The sequence below is a fragment of the Dehalobacterium formicoaceticum genome (assembly GCF_002224645.1).
GTDB lineage: Bacteria > Bacillota > Dehalobacteriia > Dehalobacteriales > Dehalobacteriaceae > Dehalobacterium > Dehalobacterium formicoaceticum.
The window spans coordinates 117,633-137,263 of record NZ_CP022121.1 but is presented as its reverse complement, the minus strand read 5'-3'; the positions used below and the strand labels follow the sequence as shown (position 1 = coordinate 137,263).

General features: G+C 47.5%; 22 protein-coding genes and 1 riboswitch. Of the genes, 12 read left to right on the top strand and 10 right to left on the bottom strand.

Annotation, left to right across the window (positions count from 1 at the left end; all coding sequences use genetic code 11):
• The first annotated feature begins 207 nt into the window (after positions 1–207).
• Genes CEQ75_RS00655 through CEQ75_RS00640 form a run of 4 tightly spaced genes read left to right on the top strand, consistent with a single transcriptional unit; the run spans position 208 to position 3,045 of the window.
• Entirely contained in the window at positions 208–813 is a 606-nt protein-coding gene (locus tag CEQ75_RS00655; RefSeq protein WP_089608631.1) for a TetR/AcrR family transcriptional regulator, read from the top strand.
• Positions 810–1,655 (top strand): ABC transporter ATP-binding protein, encoded by an 846-nt coding sequence (locus CEQ75_RS00650; RefSeq protein WP_089608630.1) that lies wholly within the window; start codon positions 810–812, stop codon positions 1,653–1,655. Before CEQ75_RS00655 ends, CEQ75_RS00650 begins: the two co-directional genes overlap by 4 nt.
• Positions 1,652–2,335, top strand: a complete 684-nt coding sequence (locus tag CEQ75_RS00645) for a fluoroquinolone export ABC transporter permease subunit (protein ID WP_089608629.1) — start codon at positions 1,652–1,654, stop codon at positions 2,333–2,335. The genes CEQ75_RS00650 and CEQ75_RS00645 overlap by 4 nt, the downstream gene beginning before the upstream one ends.
• Positions 2,332–3,045 carry an ABC transporter permease gene (locus CEQ75_RS00640; protein ID WP_089608628.1) on the top strand — a complete coding sequence of 238 codons (714 nt, stop codon included), beginning with the start codon at positions 2,332–2,334 and terminating at the stop codon, positions 3,043–3,045. Before CEQ75_RS00645 ends, CEQ75_RS00640 begins: the two co-directional genes overlap by 4 nt.
• 175 nt (positions 3,046–3,220) lie before the next feature.
• Here CEQ75_RS00640 and CEQ75_RS00635 read toward each other — a convergent pair whose 3' ends face one another.
• The 10 genes from CEQ75_RS00635 to CEQ75_RS00590 form a co-directional block, all read right to left on the bottom strand.
• Positions 3,221–3,613, bottom strand: a complete 393-nt coding sequence (locus tag CEQ75_RS00635) for a potassium channel family protein (protein ID WP_089608627.1) — start codon at positions 3,611–3,613, stop codon at positions 3,221–3,223.
• Positions 3,610–4,065, bottom strand: a complete 456-nt coding sequence (locus tag CEQ75_RS00630) for a potassium channel family protein (protein WP_089608626.1) — start codon at positions 4,063–4,065, stop codon at positions 3,610–3,612. The genes CEQ75_RS00635 and CEQ75_RS00630 overlap by 4 nt, the downstream gene beginning before the upstream one ends.
• Positions 4,062–4,511: a hypothetical protein gene (locus tag CEQ75_RS00625; RefSeq protein WP_198306597.1), complete on the bottom strand. Its 450-nt coding sequence runs from the start codon at positions 4,509–4,511 to the stop codon at positions 4,062–4,064. Before CEQ75_RS00625 ends, CEQ75_RS00630 begins: the two co-directional genes overlap by 4 nt.
• A gap of 11 nt (positions 4,512–4,522) precedes the next feature.
• Complete coding sequence (locus CEQ75_RS00620) at positions 4,523–5,158, bottom strand: K(+)-transporting ATPase subunit C (protein ID WP_089608625.1); 636 nt, start codon at positions 5,156–5,158, stop codon at positions 4,523–4,525.
• 62 nt (positions 5,159–5,220) lie between these two features.
• A complete protein-coding gene (locus tag CEQ75_RS00615) occupies positions 5,221–5,571 on the bottom strand; it encodes a hypothetical protein (RefSeq protein ID WP_089608624.1) in 351 nt (116 codons plus the stop codon).
• 39 nt (positions 5,572–5,610) lie between these two features.
• The gene (gene kdpB, locus CEQ75_RS00610) at positions 5,611–7,665 is read right to left on the bottom strand and encodes a potassium-transporting ATPase subunit KdpB (RefSeq protein ID WP_089608623.1); all 2,055 of its coding nucleotides are present in this window, start codon (positions 7,663–7,665) and stop codon (positions 5,611–5,613) included.
• A 13-nt stretch (positions 7,666–7,678) separates the two neighbouring features.
• Complete coding sequence (kdpA, locus tag CEQ75_RS00605; protein WP_089608622.1) at positions 7,679–9,406, bottom strand: potassium-transporting ATPase subunit KdpA; 1,728 nt, start codon at positions 9,404–9,406, stop codon at positions 7,679–7,681.
• A gap of 21 nt (positions 9,407–9,427) precedes the next feature.
• Entirely contained in the window at positions 9,428–9,505 is a 78-nt protein-coding gene (gene kdpF, locus CEQ75_RS19420) for a K(+)-transporting ATPase subunit F (RefSeq protein ID WP_089612447.1), read from the bottom strand.
• Positions 9,506–9,726: 221 nt separating this feature from the next.
• A complete protein-coding gene (locus CEQ75_RS00595) occupies positions 9,727–10,419 on the bottom strand; it encodes a response regulator (protein WP_089608621.1) in 693 nt (230 codons plus the stop codon).
• 158 nt (positions 10,420–10,577) lie between these two features.
• Positions 10,578–11,072: a CBS domain-containing protein gene (locus CEQ75_RS00590; RefSeq protein WP_089608620.1), complete on the bottom strand. Its 495-nt coding sequence runs from the start codon at positions 11,070–11,072 to the stop codon at positions 10,578–10,580.
• 472 nt (positions 11,073–11,544) lie between these two features.
• On the opposite strand from CEQ75_RS00590, the gene CEQ75_RS00585 reads away from it, so the two are divergent.
• The 8 genes from CEQ75_RS00585 to CEQ75_RS00555 all read left to right on the top strand — a co-directional run bounded on the left by CEQ75_RS00585 (position 11,545) and on the right by CEQ75_RS00555 (position 19,630).
• Entirely contained in the window at positions 11,545–14,247 is a 2,703-nt protein-coding gene (locus CEQ75_RS00585; RefSeq protein ID WP_089608619.1) for a sensor histidine kinase, read from the top strand.
• On the top strand, positions 14,240–14,956 hold the full coding sequence (locus tag CEQ75_RS00580) for a response regulator (RefSeq protein ID WP_089608618.1): 717 nt from the start codon (positions 14,240–14,242) through the stop codon (positions 14,954–14,956). The genes CEQ75_RS00585 and CEQ75_RS00580 overlap by 8 nt, the downstream gene beginning before the upstream one ends.
• A gap of 370 nt (positions 14,957–15,326) precedes the next feature.
• The gene (locus tag CEQ75_RS00575) at positions 15,327–15,701 is read left to right on the top strand and encodes an ATP synthase subunit I (RefSeq protein WP_089608617.1); all 375 of its coding nucleotides are present in this window, start codon (positions 15,327–15,329) and stop codon (positions 15,699–15,701) included.
• Positions 15,702–15,861: 160 nt separating this feature from the next.
• Positions 15,862–15,950: riboswitch (cyclic di-GMP riboswitch) on the top strand.
• 411 nt (positions 15,951–16,361) lie between these two features.
• Positions 16,362–16,781 carry a sigma-70 family RNA polymerase sigma factor gene (locus CEQ75_RS00570; protein WP_089608616.1) on the top strand — a complete coding sequence of 140 codons (420 nt, stop codon included), beginning with the start codon at positions 16,362–16,364 and terminating at the stop codon, positions 16,779–16,781.
• 246 nt (positions 16,782–17,027) lie between these two features.
• Positions 17,028–17,273 (top strand): hypothetical protein, encoded by a 246-nt coding sequence (locus CEQ75_RS00565; RefSeq protein WP_041271963.1) that lies wholly within the window; start codon positions 17,028–17,030, stop codon positions 17,271–17,273.
• A 142-nt stretch (positions 17,274–17,415) separates the two neighbouring features.
• Entirely contained in the window at positions 17,416–17,802 is a 387-nt protein-coding gene (locus CEQ75_RS00560; protein WP_089608615.1) for a type II toxin-antitoxin system PemK/MazF family toxin, read from the top strand.
• On the top strand, positions 17,799–17,957 hold the full coding sequence (locus CEQ75_RS18535; protein ID WP_198306596.1) for a hypothetical protein: 159 nt from the start codon (positions 17,799–17,801) through the stop codon (positions 17,955–17,957). Before CEQ75_RS00560 ends, CEQ75_RS18535 begins: the two co-directional genes overlap by 4 nt.
• Positions 17,958–18,049: 92 nt before the next feature.
• The gene (locus tag CEQ75_RS00555; RefSeq protein ID WP_089608614.1) at positions 18,050–19,630 is read left to right on the top strand and encodes a recombinase family protein; all 1,581 of its coding nucleotides are present in this window, start codon (positions 18,050–18,052) and stop codon (positions 19,628–19,630) included.
• The last annotated feature ends 1 nt before the right edge of the window (position 19,631 follow it).

Below are 19,631 nucleotides of genomic sequence, written 5' to 3'. Positions count from 1 at the left end.
GCGGCACAAAAGTGGGAACATTTAATTTTTGAGATTTGCCGCAGGATTTTAAAGTCCTGCGGCAGATCTCTTGCATTAAACCCCGCCTACAGGTCCGGCGGGATTTGTCAAGCCGGCGCACAAATATCAAATGCAAGAACCTTGACAAAAATTCTATTTGACCATATAATTAAATATAGTCAAATAGAATTGGAGGGAAGAAATACAATGCCAAAGACTTTTTCGGACAGTGAAAGGGCATATATTAAAAAACGTCTCATGGAGGAAGCGCAAATATGCCTTGCTCAGTTCGGTATGCGCAAGACCACGGTAGACGAGCTTGTAAAACGGGTCAACATACCCAAAGGAACATTCTATCTCTTCTATTCCTCCAAGGAACTGCTGTTTTTTGATGTGTTCTGTACGCTCCATGATGAGTTGCAATCCACGTTACTTCTCTGGATTGACGAGTTAAAAGACAATGTCAATGTCGAGACGGTCACAGAGCTTATTTTTCGCTTATACAAGCAGGTGGATGCTACGTTTCTTTATTCCTTTATCGCAAGCGGGGATTTAGAACTGCTGGTGAGAAAATTGCCGCCGGATGTTGCCGCCGCCCATGCCAAGGAGGATGACTTTCATATGGAACAGCTGCTTTCCTTGCTGCCCGGCGTGCAGACAGAAGGCAACATCAAAATATTCAGCGCTGTTTTACGAGCTATCTTCTGCACGATGCTCCACAAACGGGAGATTGGTGAAGATGTATTTTATGAAACAATCCGCGTCATGCTGAGAGGGGCGGTACTTCAATTATTTGAGGAGGGAACGTTATGATACAGGTACAGGATTTACAATTCAGCTATTCAAAACAGCCCTTTATTGAAAACATGAGCTTTGATGTCCAAAGCGGTGAAATCTTTGGGTTTTTAGGGCCGTCCGGGGCGGGCAAAAGCACGCTGCAAAAAATTCTCACTGGCCTTTTGACCACATATAGGGGCAGTGTACAGTTAAACGGCACAGAGGTAAAGCATCATGACAACAGCTTTTATGAAAGTATCGGTGTAGACTTTGAATTTCCGAGCCTGTATGAAAAACTGACAGCGAGGGAAAATCTTCGTTTTTTCGCCTCGCTGTACAAGAAATATCAAGCGGTTGACTCTCTGCTGGAAAGCGTCGGATTGCTTAATGATGCCAACAAAAAGGTATCGGACTTCTCTAAGGGAATGAAATCCAGACTGAACTTTATTAAGGCGCTGCTCCATGACCCGGCGCTTCTTTTTCTTGATGAGCCGACCTCCGGGCTTGATCCGTCCAATGCAAAACGGATGAAGGACATCATTTTGCAGGAAAAAGCAAAGGGAAAAACCATATTGCTGACCACCCACAATATGTACGACGCGACCGAGCTTTGTGACCGCGTAGCCTTTATTGTAGATGGTAAGCTGCGTGCACTGGACACACCGCGGAATTTGATTATGTCCAAAGGCGCCTCCAGAATTCGATACACATATGCGGTAAATGGCCGTGAGGAAGAAGCGGAAATTCCGCTGAATCAAACGGGCGGGGACGATATACTGCAAAGGCTTATCCGGGAAAACCGGCTGCTGTCCATCCACAGCAGTGAACCTACCCTGAACGATATTTTTGTGGAAATAACAGGGAGGCGGCTGCAATGAGGACAAAGGCTCTGTTGATAGGCGATATCCGCTTTCAGTTTAAATACGGGTTTTATTTTTTATATCTGGTCTTTACGATACTATATATCAGTTTGCTCTATTTGCTGCCTTCCGAGTGGCGAAATCAGGGTGCTGTATTGATGGTCTTTAGCGACCCTGCAGCTATGGGGCTTTTCTTTATGGGAGCGATTGTTTTGTTTGAGAAGGGTGAGCGGGTTTTGGACAGCCTTGCTGTATCACCTGTCAAACCAATCGAGTATGTGGTTTCTAAGCTGGTATCCATCGCCCTTATTTCTACAGCGGTCGGGCTGCTCATCGGATTTGGCGGCGGCGTTATCTCAAACCCGCTGTTATTCGTCACAGGCGTATTCTTTGGTTCCTGTCTGTTTTCCGCCGTAGGGCTTATGGTCGCGGCAAATATTACAACATTAAATCAATTTATCGTTGCAACCATACCCGCCGAAATTATCATCAACCTCCCTGCTATTGCCTGGCTATTCGGATGGAAACCGCGGTGGCTGATCGTCCATCCGGGAGTTTGCATTGTGGAGCTGTGTCAAAACGGAGCCTATGCAGTCCCTGCAGCCGCTATCCTGCTGGTATGGGTGGGATTGTCTTTGCTGCTGGCATACCGGGTGGTGACAAAAAATCTTCGCTCATTGGGAGGTGTTAAACTATGAGGCCCCTGCTTCGATCTTTTTCCATGTTTGTGCGGCAGGTATTTAGAGACAGCATGCTGGCGGCCGTGTGCTGCGCCGCCCTCTTGAGCGCATTTTTTATCCGGTTCGGTATCCCGGCAGTCGAAACCGCGTTGTGCGGCTATTTTCAAAAGGAGTCCATTCTCGCAGATTACTACCTGCTGTTTGATCTGCTGCTGGCTCTTGTCACTCCCTATATGCTCTGTTTTGCATCGGCAATGATGATGCTGACTGAATACGATGAAAACATAGCCGGCTATCTGGCGGTGACTCCTGTTGGCAAAAGAGGGTATCTCCTGTCCAGGCTGGCACTTCCGGCTGTGATTTCCTTTATCGTTTCTGTGCTGCTTATGCACTGGTTTACCCTGACGGAGTGGTCGTGGGGGATGGCTCTGATTACCTGTTTACTGACAAGCCTTACGAGCGTTGCCGTGGCGCTTTTACTGTTTGCTTTTTCTCATAACCGGGTGGAGGGCATGGCAATGGCAAAGCTGTCGGGGCTATTGATGCTGGGTCTGCCTGTGCCGTTCTTCCTTTTGTCGGATACACAGTATCTGTTTTCGCCCTTGCCGTCCTTTTGGATTGCCAAGCTTTGTCTCGGGCAGAATCTTGTGTTCTTAATTCCGGCGCTGCTGTCCTCGCTGATCTGGATTTTACTTCTGTACAGGAGATTCAGCCGGAAAATCATATAATAGCAGCTGACAAAGTCCATGCATAATGTTTATATTAAAAAAGGAATTGCCGCACAATCAGATGATCGCGCAGCAATTCCTTTTCCTATTCAGGCTTCTAAAAAATTCACTCATCCACAAGCCGATAGGCAATCCCAATGCTTGTTAAGCACCCCCATTTCTTACTACCTTAAGGTTAATCAAAGTTACTCGCGATTACGCTGGTGACACATACGACAGAATCAATCCCCATTTGGCAGAAGAATTCAGTTTTCTTTGGGTCTTCCATCAATACTATTGTCTTTTTTACATGGAATTGCTTTTTACAAAGCTCGCAGATAATCAAGTTATCGGCATCCATTTCTGTACAAGCAATCGCTATATCGGCATCCCGCGCGTTGGCCTCTTCCAGGATGAATGGGAGCGTTCCGTCACCGTTGATAACGGTGACGGAATCATTCTCCGCCATGATAAGGCAGTCCCCATAATCATTGTTGATCACCGTGACACGATACCCCTTCTCTATCAGCATATCGGCAAGCGGACGCGCCTTATGTAACCCTCCGGCCAACAAAGCTCTTTTCTTCATACGTCCACCGCTTCCTGAGCACCACTAAGCCAACTGCAGCTCTCTTTTACGAACAAAGCAGCAGGGGATATCGTATCAATACCTAATTTACGATATACGCACTCTCGTTCAGTATCGTTCAGCTTTGCGATAACACGCTCTTTTTTGAAAAGCTCCTTCACAATCTGTGCGATCATAATATTGGTGTTGTCATTGTTTGTGGCGACAATAACCGCTGTGGCTTTCTCCACTTGTGCTTCGCGGAGCACATCAATATCCGTAGCGTCACCAATCAGCGTAGTAAACCCCAAATAGAGTGACGGTGCCACAATCTTGCTGAAAGCGTCGTTATTACGGTCAATGACCAAAACAACCCCGCCTCCATTGCATAAGGCGTTAGCAAGACTGGAACCGAAGCGCCCACAGCCTATAATCACGGTGTAATCTGTTTTTTTTTTCTCAAACAGCTTCATGATTGGTCCTCCTTTACAACATGACCAATGCCGTTCGTATCGTATTCAACTTTATGTGTGCTGACAACATGGCCAACACCTTTGGCGTCATATTCAATTTTGCAACTATTACTTTTCTTCTCCTGCGGGCAATCCGCCTCGTTGTAAGCCCATTTTCCACTTGGATAAAAACTTCCGAAGGTGTCGAGATTTTGCCGTGCGGGAAGATAAGTAGGGTCTAATGCCCATGCCGCGCGGAAGTGCTTCATGGCAGTCAAATGATCATTCCGCGCTTCAAGCAGCAGACCCAGCAGATTATGCGGGTGGGGCGCTCCGGGATATTTCCCGACAGCTTCTTTGATTAGCAGTTCAGCTTGTTGATATTCGTTTTGCTCAACAAGCTTTTTGACTGCATTGCACAATACCGCTAATTCCTGCTGGGCTTCCAGCGTATAGTGCTGTTCCACAAAAATCCCCCCTATTCCACCGCTTCAATTAGTCCTAACTCATTGGCAATATCCAGATTCACCAGCAGAACATTCACGGTTTCTTCACCGAAAATACCGAGGAACTTGCCCTTCGTATTCTCATTGACAATAGACTCCAGCGTCTCCTCCGACAAACCGGTCGATTCAACCAGAGCCGGTATCTGGATAGAAGCCGAAGCGGGGCTGATATGCGGGTCAAGACCGGAGCCGGATGCCGTTAACAGGTCTGTGGGGATATCCTCCTTGGTAACAGACGGATTCGCCGCCAAGAACTCTGTAATATCGGCTTCAACACGTTCAACAAGCGCGGGATTGGTCGGTGCGTAGTTGTTAGAACCGGAACCCGGCCCGGCGTAATCGCCGCTCTCTTTGGCCTCCTGCGTGTACGTGTTGTAATTCACGGCAGAGGGGCGGCATTTCATGAACCTTGAGTCCGTAAAATCCTGCCCGATAAGCATCGAGCCAACGGCCTGACCATCTACCTTGATCAAACTGCCATTTGCCTGATTTGGGAAAATTAGTTGACTGATCCCCGTGAGCACCAGAGGATAAGCCAGCCCGCAAATCAGGAGCATCGCCACTGTAATCAAAAGCGGCTTCTTTAGTCCTTTCAAAACTTTAACCATATCGATAACCTCCTGTTTTTAACTTAAAAGCAATGGGAGCGATCAACCGTTGGATACTGAATTCATTCAGTTCCATGTACATGTCGTTTTTCATCATAAACCTCATCGCCCAACACTTTGTTCACAGACCTTATGAACGCTTTATACCCTCCGTCCTTGTCAGTCCTATGAGGAGTTGACAAGGACATGATTTTTTTGGCATCTCCTTCATCGAAATCAAAACAGTCTGCTAAAAGGGTCTTGACATCATCAGAAGATGCTCCATGGACAAACTCATCGGCCGCCTTATATACTTTCTCATCCGCATAGAAACCTGAGTGTCTATAGTCGTGCCATTCCAGTATTTTCTTGTAGATATAGATGATCAAAAATGCGATAGCCAAGATGCCGACATTTTCCAGGAAACTATCCATAAACAACATCTCCCTTCCCGAAGTTCACCCGTTCTCCTGTTACATTCCCAAAGCGGCCAGCAGCGGTGTGATCAATAGATCGATCAGCTTGATGCCCACGAAAGGCGCGGCAATGCCGCCCAACCCGTAAATCAGCATGTTCCGGGACAACATCTTTTCCGCACGCATCGGTCTGTATTTGACGCCCTTCATGGCGAGGGGAATCAGGAGCGGGATAATGATTGCGTTGAAAATCAAAGCGGACAAAATCGCACTGTAGGGCGTGGACAGCCCCATGATATTCAGCACGCCCAATTGTGGGATGACCGCCATAAACATAGCGGGGATAATCGCGAAATACTTGGCGACATCGTTTGCGATGCTGAACGTCGTCAGAGAGCCGCGTGTAATCAGAAGCTGCTTGCCGATTTCCACTACATCCAGAATCTTTGTGGGGTCGGAATCCAGATCGATCATATTGGCGGCTTCCTTAGCGGCCTGAGTGCCGCTGTTCATCGCGATGCCGACATTCGCCTGTGCTAAGGCAGGGGCGTCATTGGTGCCGTCGCCCGTCATGGCGACGATTTTGCCTTCAGCCTGTTCCACCTTGATTGCCTTGATTTTATCTTCCGGCTTGCATTCGGCGATGAAACTGTCCACACCTGCTTCCTGCGCAATGGTCGCTGCTGTCAGCGGATTATCGCCGGTGCACATGATGGTTTTGATACCAATTTCGCGCAGCCTTGCGAAACGCTCCACCAGCCCTGCCTTAATGGTATCCTTCAAATAAATAACTCCTAAAATCCGGTTTCCGACACTGACAACCAGCGGCGTACCTCCCAGCTTGGCAACTTCATTAACCCGAGCCTCCAGATCCCCGGGAATCGTGCCGCCGAGCTCTTGTACATATTTTTGAATCGCATCATATGCGCCTTTGCGTATCTTCGTTCCGTCCGGAAGATCAACGCCACTCATGCGGGTCTGTGCGGTAAACTCCAAAAACTCCATGCCGGTGATGGCTTCCTGATGCTTTCCACTCAGCCGTTCACCCAGATCGACCACTGATTTTCCCTCCGGGGTATCATCTTTGATTGAACTGACGACGGAATAGTGAATCAGGTCCTGTTCACCCGTGCCGCCCACGGTAATAAATTTTGCCGCCATGCGGTTGCCGTAGGTGATGGTACCGGTTTTGTCGAGGATCATCGTGTCCACGTCTCCGCAGACTTCCACGGCCTTACCGGACATGGCGATAACATTAAAGCGTGTCACACGGTCCATACCGGCGATACCGATAGCAGACAGCAGCCCGCCGATGGTCGTGGGGATCAGGCATACGGTCAGGGCAACCAGTGTGGATATCTGCAGGCGAACACCACTATATACTGCGATGGGATAGAGGCTGACGATCACGATCAGGAAGATAATTGTCAAACTGACCAGCAGCGTATTCAGCGCGATCTCGTTGGGCGTTTTCTTACGGGACGCTCCTTCCACCAGTGCGATCATTTTATCAAGAAAGGATTCGCCGGGGTTAGACATGATTCGGACTTTGAGCCAGTCGCTGACTACCGTTGTGCCGCCGGTGACCGATGAAAAATCTCCTCCGCTTTCCTTGAGTACGGGCGCGGATTCACCGGTGATGGCGGACTCGTCCACCGAGGCGATGCCTTCGATAACCTCGCCATCGTTGGGGATCAACTCTCCGACTTTTACCAGCACCACATCACCTTTTTTCAGTGTGCTGGCGCTCACAATGGATTCCGCACCATCTTCATGCAGGATGCGGGCCTGCATATCCTTTTGCGTTTTCTTTAGGCTTTCTGCCTGCGCTTTGCCTCTGCCTTCGGCCACAGCTTCGGCGAAGTTTGCAAACAACACCGTGATCAGCAGGATAACCGACACAATCGCGTTATACAGCACCAAGTTGGCGCCTTCGTCTCCGAACAGGCCGGGGAAAAAGCAGAGCAGCAGCGTCACCACAAACCCTATTTCCACCACAAACATGACGGGGTTTTTTATCATGTACCGGGGATTCAGTTTCTTAAACGCTCCCAAAATGGAGGATTTCAGAATATCCCTGGTAATAAATTTTGATTTCTTTTCTTTACTCATAAAAGTATCCTCCTTAACTCCACAAAGTCATATGCTCTGCAATCGGGCCAAGAATCAATGCCGGGAAGAATGTCAATGCGGCAATGATTAAAACGACCATGAGCAGCGCAATGGTAAACGTTCTCGTATCGGTTCTTAATGTACCGATAGATTCACTCACTGGCTGCTTCATCATCAGCGAGCTTGCGATGGCCAGTATGATGACAATAGACAGATAGCGGCCAAAGAACATGGCTAACCCTGTGGTGATATTCCAGAAATACGTATTATCCGCCAGCCCTTCAAAGCCGGAGCCATTGTTGGCGGCAGCGGACGAGAATTCATACAATACCTGTGTCAGCCCATGCTGACCGGGGTTCGTGATACCCGCAAGGCCCGCAGGTACGGCCACAGCCAGCGCTGAGAAGAACAGGATCAGCAACGGGTGGATGATGATACCCAGTGCCGCCAGCTTCATTTCCTTGCCCTCAATTTTTTTAGCCAGATATTCCGGCGTGCGGCCTACCATCAGCCCACAGATGAACACAGTTAAGATCACATACAGAACCATGTTCAGCAGCCCGACGCCCTTGCCGCCGAATACGAGGTTGAGCATCATATTCATCAGCGGAACCATGCCTCCGAGCGGTGTCAGGGTATCATGCATGTTATTGACGGTGCCAGTGGTAAAGGCGGTCGTTACGGTTGTGAAAAGTGAGGACTGAGCAATGCCAAAACGCATTTCCTTGCCTTCCATGTTACCCATGCTCTGGTCTAAGCCTACCTGTGCCAGCGCGGGGTTTCCAGCTTGTTCCGCTCCAAAGCAAACGGCAATACCCACAATAAAAATAGTAAGCATGACTGCAAAAATTGGTTTGGCTTCGCTGCCGAACAGGACCTTTTTTTCTATAGCGTTTGCTTTTTCGGTCTCCTTTTTACGGTTGCGCACCATAAGCCCAAACATGACAACACAGGCTCCGGGCAGAATCATCATCGACAACATTTCGATCATATTTGTCAGGACATTTGGGTTTTCAAAGGGCGTGGTTGAGTTGGCCCCGAGGAAGCCTCCGCCGTTCGTTCCCAAATGCTTAATGCTCTCCAGCGCGGCCATCGGCCCCATGGCAAGGTCTTGATTGCTGCCTTCAATTGTCTGAACCGTTACGTTGGGCGACAGGTTCTGAACAACGCCCTGAGACACGAGCACCAGCCCAACCAACAGGGCAAGAGGCAGAAGCACACGGGTTGTGATTCGGACAAGATCGGCATAGAAGTTACCGAAGGTTTTGGTTCTGCCGGAAAATCCCCGGACAGCGGCTGTGCAGACAGCAAATCCGGTGGCCGCCGAGGTGAACATCATGAAGATAATCACCATCATCTGGCTCAGGTAGGAAAGACCGGATTCTCCAGAATAGTGCTGGAGGTTGGTATTCGTCATAAAACTGATGATCGTGTTAAATGACAGTGTGGGTTCCATCCCTCCGATTCCATTTGGATTAAAAATCGGAAGCGATTGAAGCCTTAAAATCAAGTAGCCGACCAGCACCATGATTGCATTGGTCGCAAGCATGGCAAAAACATATTGTTTCCAATTCATTTCTTTTGTTCTGTCAATACCGCACACCCGGTAAAGCCCATTGTCCACCCGGTCGAAAACCGGATCGGCAAAGGTGTGCTTACCGAGAGCAATATGATAGAGATATTTTCCCATTGGGAAAATCAAGGCAATAAAGACTGCCAAGAATATTATAATTTGCAGCATATTTTTTCCTCCACCTTCCTGTTAAAATTTTTCAGGGTTGACCAGAGCGTATACCAAATACCCTGCCAATCCTACAATTAAAATTCCAAGAATTAACATAAAAAATTATCCTCCTCTATGATTTTTCCACTTGGCGTCCGCACCAATCGGCAAACAGCTTGATCAACAGAAAGCAGGCTGCCAAGGTCCCCGCCATTAATAAATCCATCATTCAAAAATCCTCCTTATCGTTTATTGTGATTCAGTTTAGCACTTTTCCTATTAGTTTGGGATTAGGGTTTTCATGGGCGCATTAAGGTCATATTAAGAGCCTTTTCTCCTCATGGTAAATTGTTATTCATGCGATAGCCAACGCCAAGCTCCGCCAGAATGTACTTTGGCGTTGCAGGGTTTGCTTCTATCTTTCTTCGTAGGGCCGCCATATTGGAGCGTAGCAACTTCCTACCATCGCTATTTTCGCCCCATATCTGCTTGATTATGGAATCATGTGTAAGTATTTTTCCCGTGTTTTTTGAGAGCAGCGACAGCAACTCATACTCAATGGGTGGCAGACGAATTTTTTTATTAGAGAGAAAGACCGCCCGTTTGTCATAATCAATCACAAGTTCACCAATTACAACTTTTCCATTACCATCAATAAACTTAGTATCGCCTTTTATTACCATACGTATCCGAGTAAGTAATTCATCGGTCGTAAAAGGCTTTGCGAGATAATCATTCGCACCCATATTAAGCGCCGCAACTTCTTCGCGCTCGTTCCCGTGCGCCGTATCGATAATAATGGGGCTATTGGAGCGCTCACGTATGTTTTTCAAAACTTCCAGCTCATCGATATCGGGAAGTCCCAGATCCAACAAGATGATATCAGGTGTGCAAGTCGCAGCCATCAAAGTTCCTTCGTTCCCCGTCTTTGCGTTGATAACTTGAAAACTATTATTAGTCAAAACGAAAGAAACAAAATTGCTGATGCTCTCTTCATCCTCAACAATTAACACCAAGGGCTTTGTATTCATTTTAATCTCTTCCTTTCAGCGGCAGGGCTGTTCTGAACTTCATTGTAGCCCTTTTAAAACTAAGGTAGTGTTAGGATAAATGTGGCGGCATGAATATTGCATTAAGACCATCAGAATTGCCATACGCTGTTCAAGGGAGGATCAAGCAATCTTCGAATCTATGGTTTACCGCTTGTAAGCAATCCGTAATAATATCTGATGACCGACTTGCGGGTAACAATCCCTACGAATTTTCCCCGGTCGTCGATTACGGGGACAAAGTTCTGATCCATTACACGCAGGAAGAGTTCGTCCATCGTTGCGTTGATTCTGACCGGAGGATTCCAATCTTTCCGGAGGATATCTAAAACCATAAAATCTTCCTGATCCTTTTTAGCACAAATATGACTATCCAGCATATACCAAAGGAAATCCCCTTCACTGACGGTTCCTATGTAAGTCCCATCTTTCGCAACTATCGGCATGGCCGTATATCCATGGTTTCGCATTTTTTCAAGGCCCTGACGCAAGGTATGGTGATCTTCTAAAAATGCGAGCATCACTTTGGGCGTTAACAAACTGGCAATGGTTTTACTTTCCCGTCTATTTACCGGTTCGTAGTCCTTATTCCAAGATGTGTCGTTTTCATCTATATCTTTGACAGCGGTTTTCATTTCAGACTCCATTCTGCCGCGTAACGGCGGCATAAGCAGGCAAGAATAATGGGAGGTGCACAAAAAAGATGAAATCCATCCCTCTCAGCGTCCAAGTCCATTTTTACAAGCGTGAAAAGTATTTTTCACAGTATCGCCCTCACTTATCGGCTTTAGTTTACTGGAAATAAACCAGATTGCTTACCTCTGGTTCAGTGTATCATTTTCAACATAAATGTGAGGTTAGGGTTTCCATGAGGGGATTAAAATGACATTAAGACCGACTGAAATGTGAGGCAGAAGGACAAACTTAAAATAGGGGGCTTGATGATTGTTAAAAATAAATATAAGAAATCTATGCAATCCCGATTTACTTTTCCAGTGAATCTTTATATGATCTTAATGTAGTGCGGGAAATCATAATGCTACGGTAATTTCTCCTGTGCTATAATAATTTGAAAGTAATTTATTGAAGGAAGGAGGCATATTTGAGATGACAATTCATCAAACCGATTCCGAACCTTTGCAGGAGCAGCTTTCCTCCATACCGGTTGTACAAAAGCGCGGAAGGCTGAAAATTTACTTTGGTTATGCAGCCGGAGTTGGCAAAACTTCCGCAATGCTCAAGGATGCTCACGAAATGAAAAGTAACGGCATCGACGTGGTTGCTGGATACATTGAACCCCATGCACGTCCGGAAACAGCCGCCCTTCTGGAAGGGATAGAAGCCCTGCCCGTTCTGAATATCACCTATAAAGACGTCTTACTAAAAGAGTTTGATCTGGACGGAGCCCTTCGCAGAAAGCCCGAGCTCATTTTGGTAGATGAGCTGGCCCACACAAACGCCGAAGGCTGCCGCCATATAAAACGGTATCAGGATGTGGAAGAACTGCTGCGGGCGGGCATCGATGTGTATACTACTATCAATGTGCAGCATATCGAAAGCCTCAATGATGTAGTGGCTTCCATTACAGGGATCACTGTGCGGGAGCGAATTCCGGACAGCGTATTCGACAGCGCCGATCAGATTGAGGTTGTCGATATCGAGCCGGAGGAACTGATAGAGCGCCTGAATAAAGGGAAAGTCTATCGTGAGGAACAGGCGCAGAGGGCTCTTACCAATTTTTTCACCAAGGAAAAGCTGATCGCTCTGCGTGAAATAGCGCTTCGGCGTACAGCCGATCAGGTCAACCGAATAGCGGCGCATAACTGCGACCCATTTAAAAGCAGCGATGCTTATTTTAGTGAGCACATATTAGTTTGCCTATCCTCGGCCCCCTCTAATGCCAAGGTAATTCGCACAGCCGCAAGAATGGCGGATGCATTCCATGGTACATTCACAGCGCTTTTTGTAGAGACACCGGAAACAGCGGAGCTGGAAACTAAGAACTTAACGCGGCTCAGGGAGCATTTACGACTTGCCGAACAGCTCGGTGCACAAATTGCAACCGTGTATGGAGAGGATGTCCCCGGACAAATCGCGGAATACGCCAAGGTAAGCCGTGTTTCTAAAATTGTCATAGGGCGCTCCAATCATACGAAAAAATGGCTCACAAAGCGTAATTTCGTGGACAGACTATCTGCGCTCGCACCAAATATCGATATTTATATCATCCCGGATACACAGCCTTCCTTCCATTTTCGGCTGCCCAGATATATATCAAAGGACACAAAATTTTCTCTGGCGGATTTCTTCAAAACGATAGGAATTTTGATTGTCTGCACGATGATTGGGTTATGGTTCAATTCTCTTGGCTTTAGCGAAGCGAATATCATTACTGTCTATATTTTAGGAGTACTGCTCAATTCCATCATTACAAAAGGTCGGATATACAGTGCAGTAGCCTCAGTCTTGAGCGTGCTTGTCTTCAATTTTGCCTTTGTTGAGCCGCATTTTTCTTTTCAAGCCTTTGGTACGGGTTATCCGGTTACTTTTTTGGTTATGTTTACAGCTGGTCTCATCACCAGCACGCTGACCAAGCGGGTCAAGGAGCAGGCGCGCCAAGCCGTGCAGAAAGCCTACCGCACGGAAGTGCTTTTGGAAACAAACCGCAAATTGCAGCAGGCAAAGGATCAATCGGAAATCTTGAGCGAAACGGCGCAGCAGATGATCAAGCTGTTGGACAGAACTGTAATTTTCTATTCCATACAGGAGAATACTCTGTCTGAACCGATGGTTTTCTTAAAAGAAGGATCAGAGGTTCCCCAGCAGACTTATTGTGGGGCAGATGAGCGTGCGGTAGCTGAGTGGGCGTACAAGAATAATAAACGGGCGGGTGCTACTACGAACACGCTTTCAGCCGCCAAATGCCTGTATCTTGCGGTACGCAGCAAAAATGTAGTATTTGCTGTTGCAGGCGTTGTTATGGATCGGGAGGCTCCTTTGGAGGCTTTTGAAAAAAGCCTCATGATCGCTATGTTGGGAGAGTGTGGTCTGGCACTGGAAAAGGAATGGCTGAACGAAACACAGAAGGAGATTTCTATACAGATGCAGCAGGAACAACTTCGAGCAAATCTCCTTCGGGCCATTTCTCACGACTTGCGTACACCGCTCACCAGTATTTCCGGCAACGCAGCTATTCTAAGAGGCAATTCCCATGTTTTGAGCGAAGAGAAAAAGCAGGGCCTCTATACCGATATTTTTGACGATTCCATGTGGTTAATCAATTTGGTAGAAAATCTGCTTTCTATTACTCGGATCGATAACGGGACATTGAATTTAAATATGCAGCCAGAGCTTTTGGATGAGGTGATTGCGGAGGCACTGCTTCATGTCAATCGAAGAAGCGTGGAGCATACGATTGAAACGAATCTTAAGGAAGAGTTCCTGATGGCAAAAATGGATTCCCGTCTTATCATTCAGATCATTATCAATATTCTTGACAATGCGATCAAATACACGCAGCAAGGCTCTCGTATTACGATCTCAGCAAAGCGGAACGGATCGGTTGTCCGTGTTGAAATAGCCGATAACGGTCCCGGCATTCCGGATGCGGCAAAAGAAAAATTGTTCGATATGTTCTATACGGCTGAAAATATCAGTGCAGATAGCCGACGTGGCCTCGGGTTGGGGCTGCCGTTGTGTAAATCCATTATTAATGCGCATGGAGGCAGCATTTATGTAAAAGACAATATTCCCCAAGGTACGATATTCGGCTTTACCTTGCAAGCGGAGGAGGTGCATATTCATGAATAAACCTTTGATTCTGGTTGTGGAAGACGATAAAGCCGTTCAGAAGCTGATCACTACCACTTTGGAAACACAAGGGTATCAGTATCACGTGGCCGGAACCGGCGAAGGCTCGATCTTTGAGGCTGTTTCCAAGCAGCCGGATATCATGATTCTTGATTTAGGGCTTCCCGATATGGACGGTGTAGATATTATTAAAAAGGTCAGGGCCTGGTCCAACATGCCTATCATCGTGGTGAGCGCCCGCAGTGAAGATCGCGATAAAATCGATGCGCTGGATGCCGGCGCGGATGACTATCTGACAAAACCGTTCAGTGTGGAGGAACTTCTGGCGCGGCTCCGGGTCAGCTTGCGCCGGGTGCGATATGACAGTGAAAAACTGCAAAGAGATGCAACCATCTTTACCAATGGAAATTTGAAGATCGATTATGCGGCGGGCTGCACATGGCTGGATGGAGAGGAAGTACACTTAACCCCTATCGAATATAAGCTCTTGTGTCTGCTGGCGAAAAACGTAGGAAAAGTTCTGACACACAACTTCATCCTCCATGAAATATGGGGCAATTATAGCAATGACATTCCCGCCCTGCGTGTTTTTATGGCAACTCTACGGAAAAAAATTGAGAAGAATACATCACAGCCCAAATATATTCAAACGCATATCGGGGTTGGTTACCGAATGCTTCGGGTTGGTGATGACGAAAAATCCGGTTGAATTTCTTGTAGTCCTGTGCTGTAGTTATTAACTACTTACCGGATCGGTAAATTGATCTAAGCATTATAGAAGCTCCGTGTTGTTACAACACGGAGCTTCTTGCATGGGGCAATGTTTTGCTTAGAAACACGCTTCACAAAATAGGCCCTTAATGTTTTCTTAATGCGTCGGCGAAAACCCTAATCCTATACTAATGTGAAAGCTGGTAAATTTAAAGTAAATTACTCTGTAAATGCCGTCCTCAATCAGGGTGATCTTATAGCGCCTCTGCTGCGAAAGGCCTGTCCATGCTTTAAGGCATGGCTTTCTGTCCTGCGATGCGGGATTGTTCAGCTTCAGAGAATAAATGGTTATGGATTGGAGGGGAAGCATGATACCTGAAGCAAAAATAAATCAAGAAATAAAGAGTATGACCCTGTGCGTGGCTGGATTGTCTTTTATACTAATTGGTGTATTTGTATTGACGGACAAGTTCAGCCTTTCTGTTTTATTAGGTATAGCCGTTGGCAGTGCAGCCTCAATAGGGAATTTCATGCTAAATATATATACTGCAAAATTTTCTGCAAAGCATGATCAAAAGCAGGCCTCCAGCATTGTCATACTCTCAAAAGTAATCCGAACATTTCTCATGGGCGCTATCGCATATGTCATATTGCTTGTACCGATATTACATGACATGTCCGGTATTGTTGCATTATTCTTCCCTCAAATAAGCCGTGCGATTTTATACATAACGAAAAAATGAAAGCGGCTCCCATACAAAAGCTCCTTTACTAACAACAGGCTTCCATAAGTTGGGTTGTACCATGAGTGAGCAGGAGTGGCTGAACAGCAAAGGCCAATTTTCCATCATTTACCTTGGAGATATACTCCAGGTGCCGGAAAAGCAAACAGGAACACCAATTTAATAAAGAGGGCAAACTTATCGAAAGGTAAGGTCGCAAAGCCATAGGGTCTAAGGCGTTTCACACGTTATGATAGCCTGGTTGCCAAAAACTATGCTGAGCCTGCCCTCTAAAATGAGGGCAGGCTCCTATTATATCTGTCGGTTTTTGACGGATAAGCAGGATATCAGGATACCGGATTTCGCCATGCTCTGGTGAGAGGGATGTCCTATGAAAATTTATATTCATAAGAGGTGGAGATAGAGCAGACAAAGCTCGTACATATTACCCACCACCTATACAAATTCATATTGTAATTTTGAAAAAGTCAGCATTTCGCCATGGGCGCAGTGTTGACTTTTTTCTTTCGACAAGAAAATCTATACAGCGACTAAATATTCCAAATAATGGGATGTTTTTCGCTGTTTTTTATATTGGCGAAGTTATTCCGCGCTGCCGCTCTCCTCCGCTTCTGACATTTTGATTCACCATCAAAATTCAGAAAACGGAGGACAAGCCATATGGCAGAGAAAAAAGAATATCGAATCAAAGTGCAGGGTCAGTTCGTCCCTGTCACTGAAGAAGTCTATTTGACCTATTACCGCATGAAACGTCGGGAATTGCATCTGGAGGAAAAGGATGCAAGGCATGGCGTATTTTATTACAGTGCTATGGACACGGAGGAAACCAATGGAGTGGATGCGATCCCAGACCTCACCTCTCCCCGCGTGGAGGATGTCGCTGTGGACAAGCTGTTGACAGAAAAGCTCCATCAGTGCCTCTCACAACTCACTTCGAAGGAACAGGAGCTAATTTTTCTCCTGTTTTTTCAGGACAAAAGTGAGCATCAAGTGGCAGCGGAAACAGGAATCCCGCGCATGACAATTCATGATCGGAAGATGAAAATTCTACGCACTTTAAAAAAACTTATGGAAAAGTAAAACTTTTTCCGTCCAACCCCCTCACGAAACCGGATTAGTAGTGAGGGGGTTTTTCTATTCTCCCTCACTGCTCATTGAAAATTTCATAACCGATGACCTGAATACGTTAGCTGACGGACCCGATGAGGGAAAGCGACCCCGGAGGATGCGCCAAGACCACCTGTAGGCAGGCAGCAAGAAAAACGAAATCACTCATTTTTCTGTTCGCTCGTTTCTTTCTGCTCCTATCAAAGACGGCCAAATAAGGTGCAAAGCGGTACCCATCCGACCGGAAAACAGGCTGTGGCAGCCTGTCTCGCAATGATTCCGTCAGCCTATATTGATACTTCTGTCCAGTCACAGCCCCCCTTGACCGGGGGATCACGCAATGAGGGCAGCCGGCAGAGATCCTGGCGGGGGTGGAATTCCCATGATGCGGTGAAGCCAGCCGCAGTTCAGGCCGTCGCCTTTGTTGTGCAAGGCATTGCTTTGCACAGTGCGCTTGGGGAGTAGTGTCGAATTAAGCGCCTTGATTACAGTAAAATGACTTAATGTCAGAAGCGATGGGGATCGCTCTGCCTTTACAGCAGAGCGGTCCCTATATTTGTGCCATTAAGAAAAAACAGAAGGATATCGAATCAAGGAGGTGCAAAGTTTGGACACGACAAAGCAAGAGATCAGCCGAGGCGATATTTACTACGCCGATTTAAACCCCGTTGTGGGCTGCGAGCAAGGGGGCATCCGTCCCGTACTTATCCTGCAAAATGATATCGGCAACCGCCACAGCCCCACCACTATCGTCTGCGCCATCACCGGCAAACCGAAAAAGCCCTTGCCCACCCATACGGCCATTGCCGGGGCGGGCAGATTGTCCAGGGAGTCCTTTGCACTCTTGGAGCAGATACGCACCATCGACCGGGCCCGGCTTCGGGAATGGGTTGGCCGTCTGGACGAGAATGAAATGGAAGAAATCGACCAGGCACTTTCTATCAGCATCGGACTTAGCCCGACACTTTTTTTATTTGGGAGGGAAACGCCATGACAAATAATCAGGTAGCCGATAACCTTATGTTCGTTGCCGCCCTGCAGCAGCTCGTGCAGCTTGCGGCCGCCAAGGGCATGTCGGAGTCGGAAATCGAAAAGGTCAAAAAGGACTTGGAACGCAGGCTGCGGCCCACCATTATTGCCCCCTGCTGACCCCTGGACTTGTTTTCTGAATGTTATCAATTATTCAGTAGCTATGTGCAGGGAGGTGTGGTAGTGTATGTCGTTGAAAGGAGGGAAAAAAGATGTATAACCCCAATTTAGCATCGGTGGAACCGCCGAAAATCACTGTCATATCAGCAAAATCGCAAGAGGTTGCAAAGCTCCGCGTGGCGGCATACGCCCGTGTGAGCAGCGACTCGGATGACCAGCAGAACTCCTACATCGCACAGGTGGACTACTACACCAAAAACATTGCCACCCATGAGGGCTGGGAGCTGGCGGACATCTACGCTGACGAAGGCATTACCGGCCTTGTGGCAAGCAAACGGGACGATTTCAACCGCATGATACAGGACTGCCGGGACGGGAAAATCGACCGCGTCCTCGTTAAATCCATATCCCGATTTGCGAGGAACACCAAGGAATATATCCAGTATGTGAGGGAGCTCCTCCGGCTGGGCGTCTCCATCCACTTTGAAAAGGAAAACATTGATACCGGCAAGATGACGTCGGAGCAGATCGCCACCATCTACGGCGCCTTCTCACAGATGGAATCGCAAAACCACTCGAACAATATGCGGATCAGCATCCGTATCCGAATGGAAAAGGGCGACTACGTTTCACCGGCAACTCCCTATGGCTACAAGCTGGAGGAACGTACCCTGGTGGTCATCCCGGAGCAGGCCGAGGTGGTGCGCCGCATTTTCACCGCCTATCTGAGCGGCCAGGGCAAGGAGGATATCGCAAACGAGCTGAACCGGCTGTGCATCCCCCGCACGAAAGACCGAAAGATGTGGTATTCAACTACAATAGGGTATATCCTCACCAATATCTCCTACACTGGGGATATGGTCTGGCAAAAGAGCTTCGCCACCAACGACATCCCATTCCGGCAGGTGCGGAATAAAGGAGAAAAGCCCAAATACTTCGTGGAGAACTGCCATGAGCCGATTGTCTCCAAGGATGAATTCCAGCGAGTGCAGGCACTTCTGGAAACTCGCAGAGCGCAGATAGCGGGTACGGTTTCCTCCGCACTGCTGAAAAAGAAACTCCACTGCGGAAACTGCGGTACCCTGTTCCGAAGGAAAATCGTCAATGAAAAGGTCTACTGGATTTGCCGGAGGCATGACAGCCACAAAGACCTTTGCCCGATTTCTCAGGTACCGGAGGAACAGATTATCACGGCAATCCTCCGAATGTACCACAAGCTGAAACGGCACCGTGAGCAAATCCTGTCGCCGCTCCTAAGTCAGCTCACCGAGCTAAGGGAAAAGGAACTCCGCTCCAACCGCAAGATAAATGACATAGACAAGGAAATAGCACAGTTAACCGAGCAGAATCTCGTTCTTGTTCGACTCAAGTCGAAGGGATACGTAGATTCTGCTCTTTATTTATCCCAAACCGGCGATATTGATTTCAAGCTGCGGGAACTGCGCCGTCTGCGCCGCCGCATCATGGAAACCACTGGCGAGGACGGGCAGATCAAGGCCACGGAAGCGATGCTGGATTACCTGGAATCCAGCCCTGAGCACTTAGGGGAGCTCACCGAGGAACTGTTTGAAACGCTGGTAGAGAAAATCACCATCTCCTCGGAAACCGAGATGAACCTCACCCTTTACAACGGGCTCACCCTGAAGGAAACCATAGAAAGGACGGTGCGGTAGC

Bases quoted from the DNA above. Each gene is read 5' to 3' on its own strand.
- CEQ75_RS00655 (WP_089608631.1), top strand. From the start codon at position 208: ATGCCAAAGACTTTTTCGGACAGTGAAAGGGCATATATTAAAAAACGT.
- CEQ75_RS00650 (WP_089608630.1), top strand. From the start codon at position 810: ATGATACAGGTACAGGATTTACAATTCAGCTATTCAAAACAGCCCTTT.
- CEQ75_RS00645 (WP_089608629.1), top strand. From the start codon at position 1,652: ATGAGGACAAAGGCTCTGTTGATAGGCGATATCCGCTTTCAGTTTAAA.
- CEQ75_RS00640 (WP_089608628.1), top strand. From the start codon at position 2,332: ATGAGGCCCCTGCTTCGATCTTTTTCCATGTTTGTGCGGCAGGTATTT.
- CEQ75_RS00635 (WP_089608627.1), bottom strand. From the start codon at position 3,613: ATGAAGAAAAGAGCTTTGTTGGCCGGAGGGTTACATAAGGCGCGTCCG.
- CEQ75_RS00630 (WP_089608626.1), bottom strand. From the start codon at position 4,065: ATGAAGCTGTTTGAGAAAAAAAAAACAGATTACACCGTGATTATAGGC.
- CEQ75_RS00620 (WP_089608625.1), bottom strand. From the start codon at position 5,158: ATGGTTAAAGTTTTGAAAGGACTAAAGAAGCCGCTTTTGATTACAGTG.
- CEQ75_RS00615 (WP_089608624.1), bottom strand. From the start codon at position 5,571: ATGGATAGTTTCCTGGAAAATGTCGGCATCTTGGCTATCGCATTTTTG.
- kdpB (WP_089608623.1), bottom strand. From the start codon at position 7,665: ATGAGTAAAGAAAAGAAATCAAAATTTATTACCAGGGATATTCTGAAA.
- kdpA (WP_089608622.1), bottom strand. From the start codon at position 9,406: ATGCTGCAAATTATAATATTCTTGGCAGTCTTTATTGCCTTGATTTTC.
- kdpF (WP_089612447.1), bottom strand. From the start codon at position 9,505: ATGTTAATTCTTGGAATTTTAATTGTAGGATTGGCAGGGTATTTGGTA.
- CEQ75_RS00595 (WP_089608621.1), bottom strand. From the start codon at position 10,419: ATGAATACAAAGCCCTTGGTGTTAATTGTTGAGGATGAAGAGAGCATC.
- CEQ75_RS00590 (WP_089608620.1), bottom strand. From the start codon at position 11,072: ATGAAAACCGCTGTCAAAGATATAGATGAAAACGACACATCTTGGAAT.
- CEQ75_RS00585 (WP_089608619.1), top strand. From the start codon at position 11,545: ATGACAATTCATCAAACCGATTCCGAACCTTTGCAGGAGCAGCTTTCC.
- CEQ75_RS00580 (WP_089608618.1), top strand. From the start codon at position 14,240: ATGAATAAACCTTTGATTCTGGTTGTGGAAGACGATAAAGCCGTTCAG.
- CEQ75_RS00575 (WP_089608617.1), top strand. From the start codon at position 15,327: ATGATACCTGAAGCAAAAATAAATCAAGAAATAAAGAGTATGACCCTG.
- CEQ75_RS00570 (WP_089608616.1), top strand. From the start codon at position 16,362: ATGGCAGAGAAAAAAGAATATCGAATCAAAGTGCAGGGTCAGTTCGTC.
- CEQ75_RS18535 (WP_198306596.1), top strand. From the start codon at position 17,799: ATGACAAATAATCAGGTAGCCGATAACCTTATGTTCGTTGCCGCCCTG.
- CEQ75_RS00555 (WP_089608614.1), top strand. From the start codon at position 18,050: ATGTATAACCCCAATTTAGCATCGGTGGAACCGCCGAAAATCACTGTC.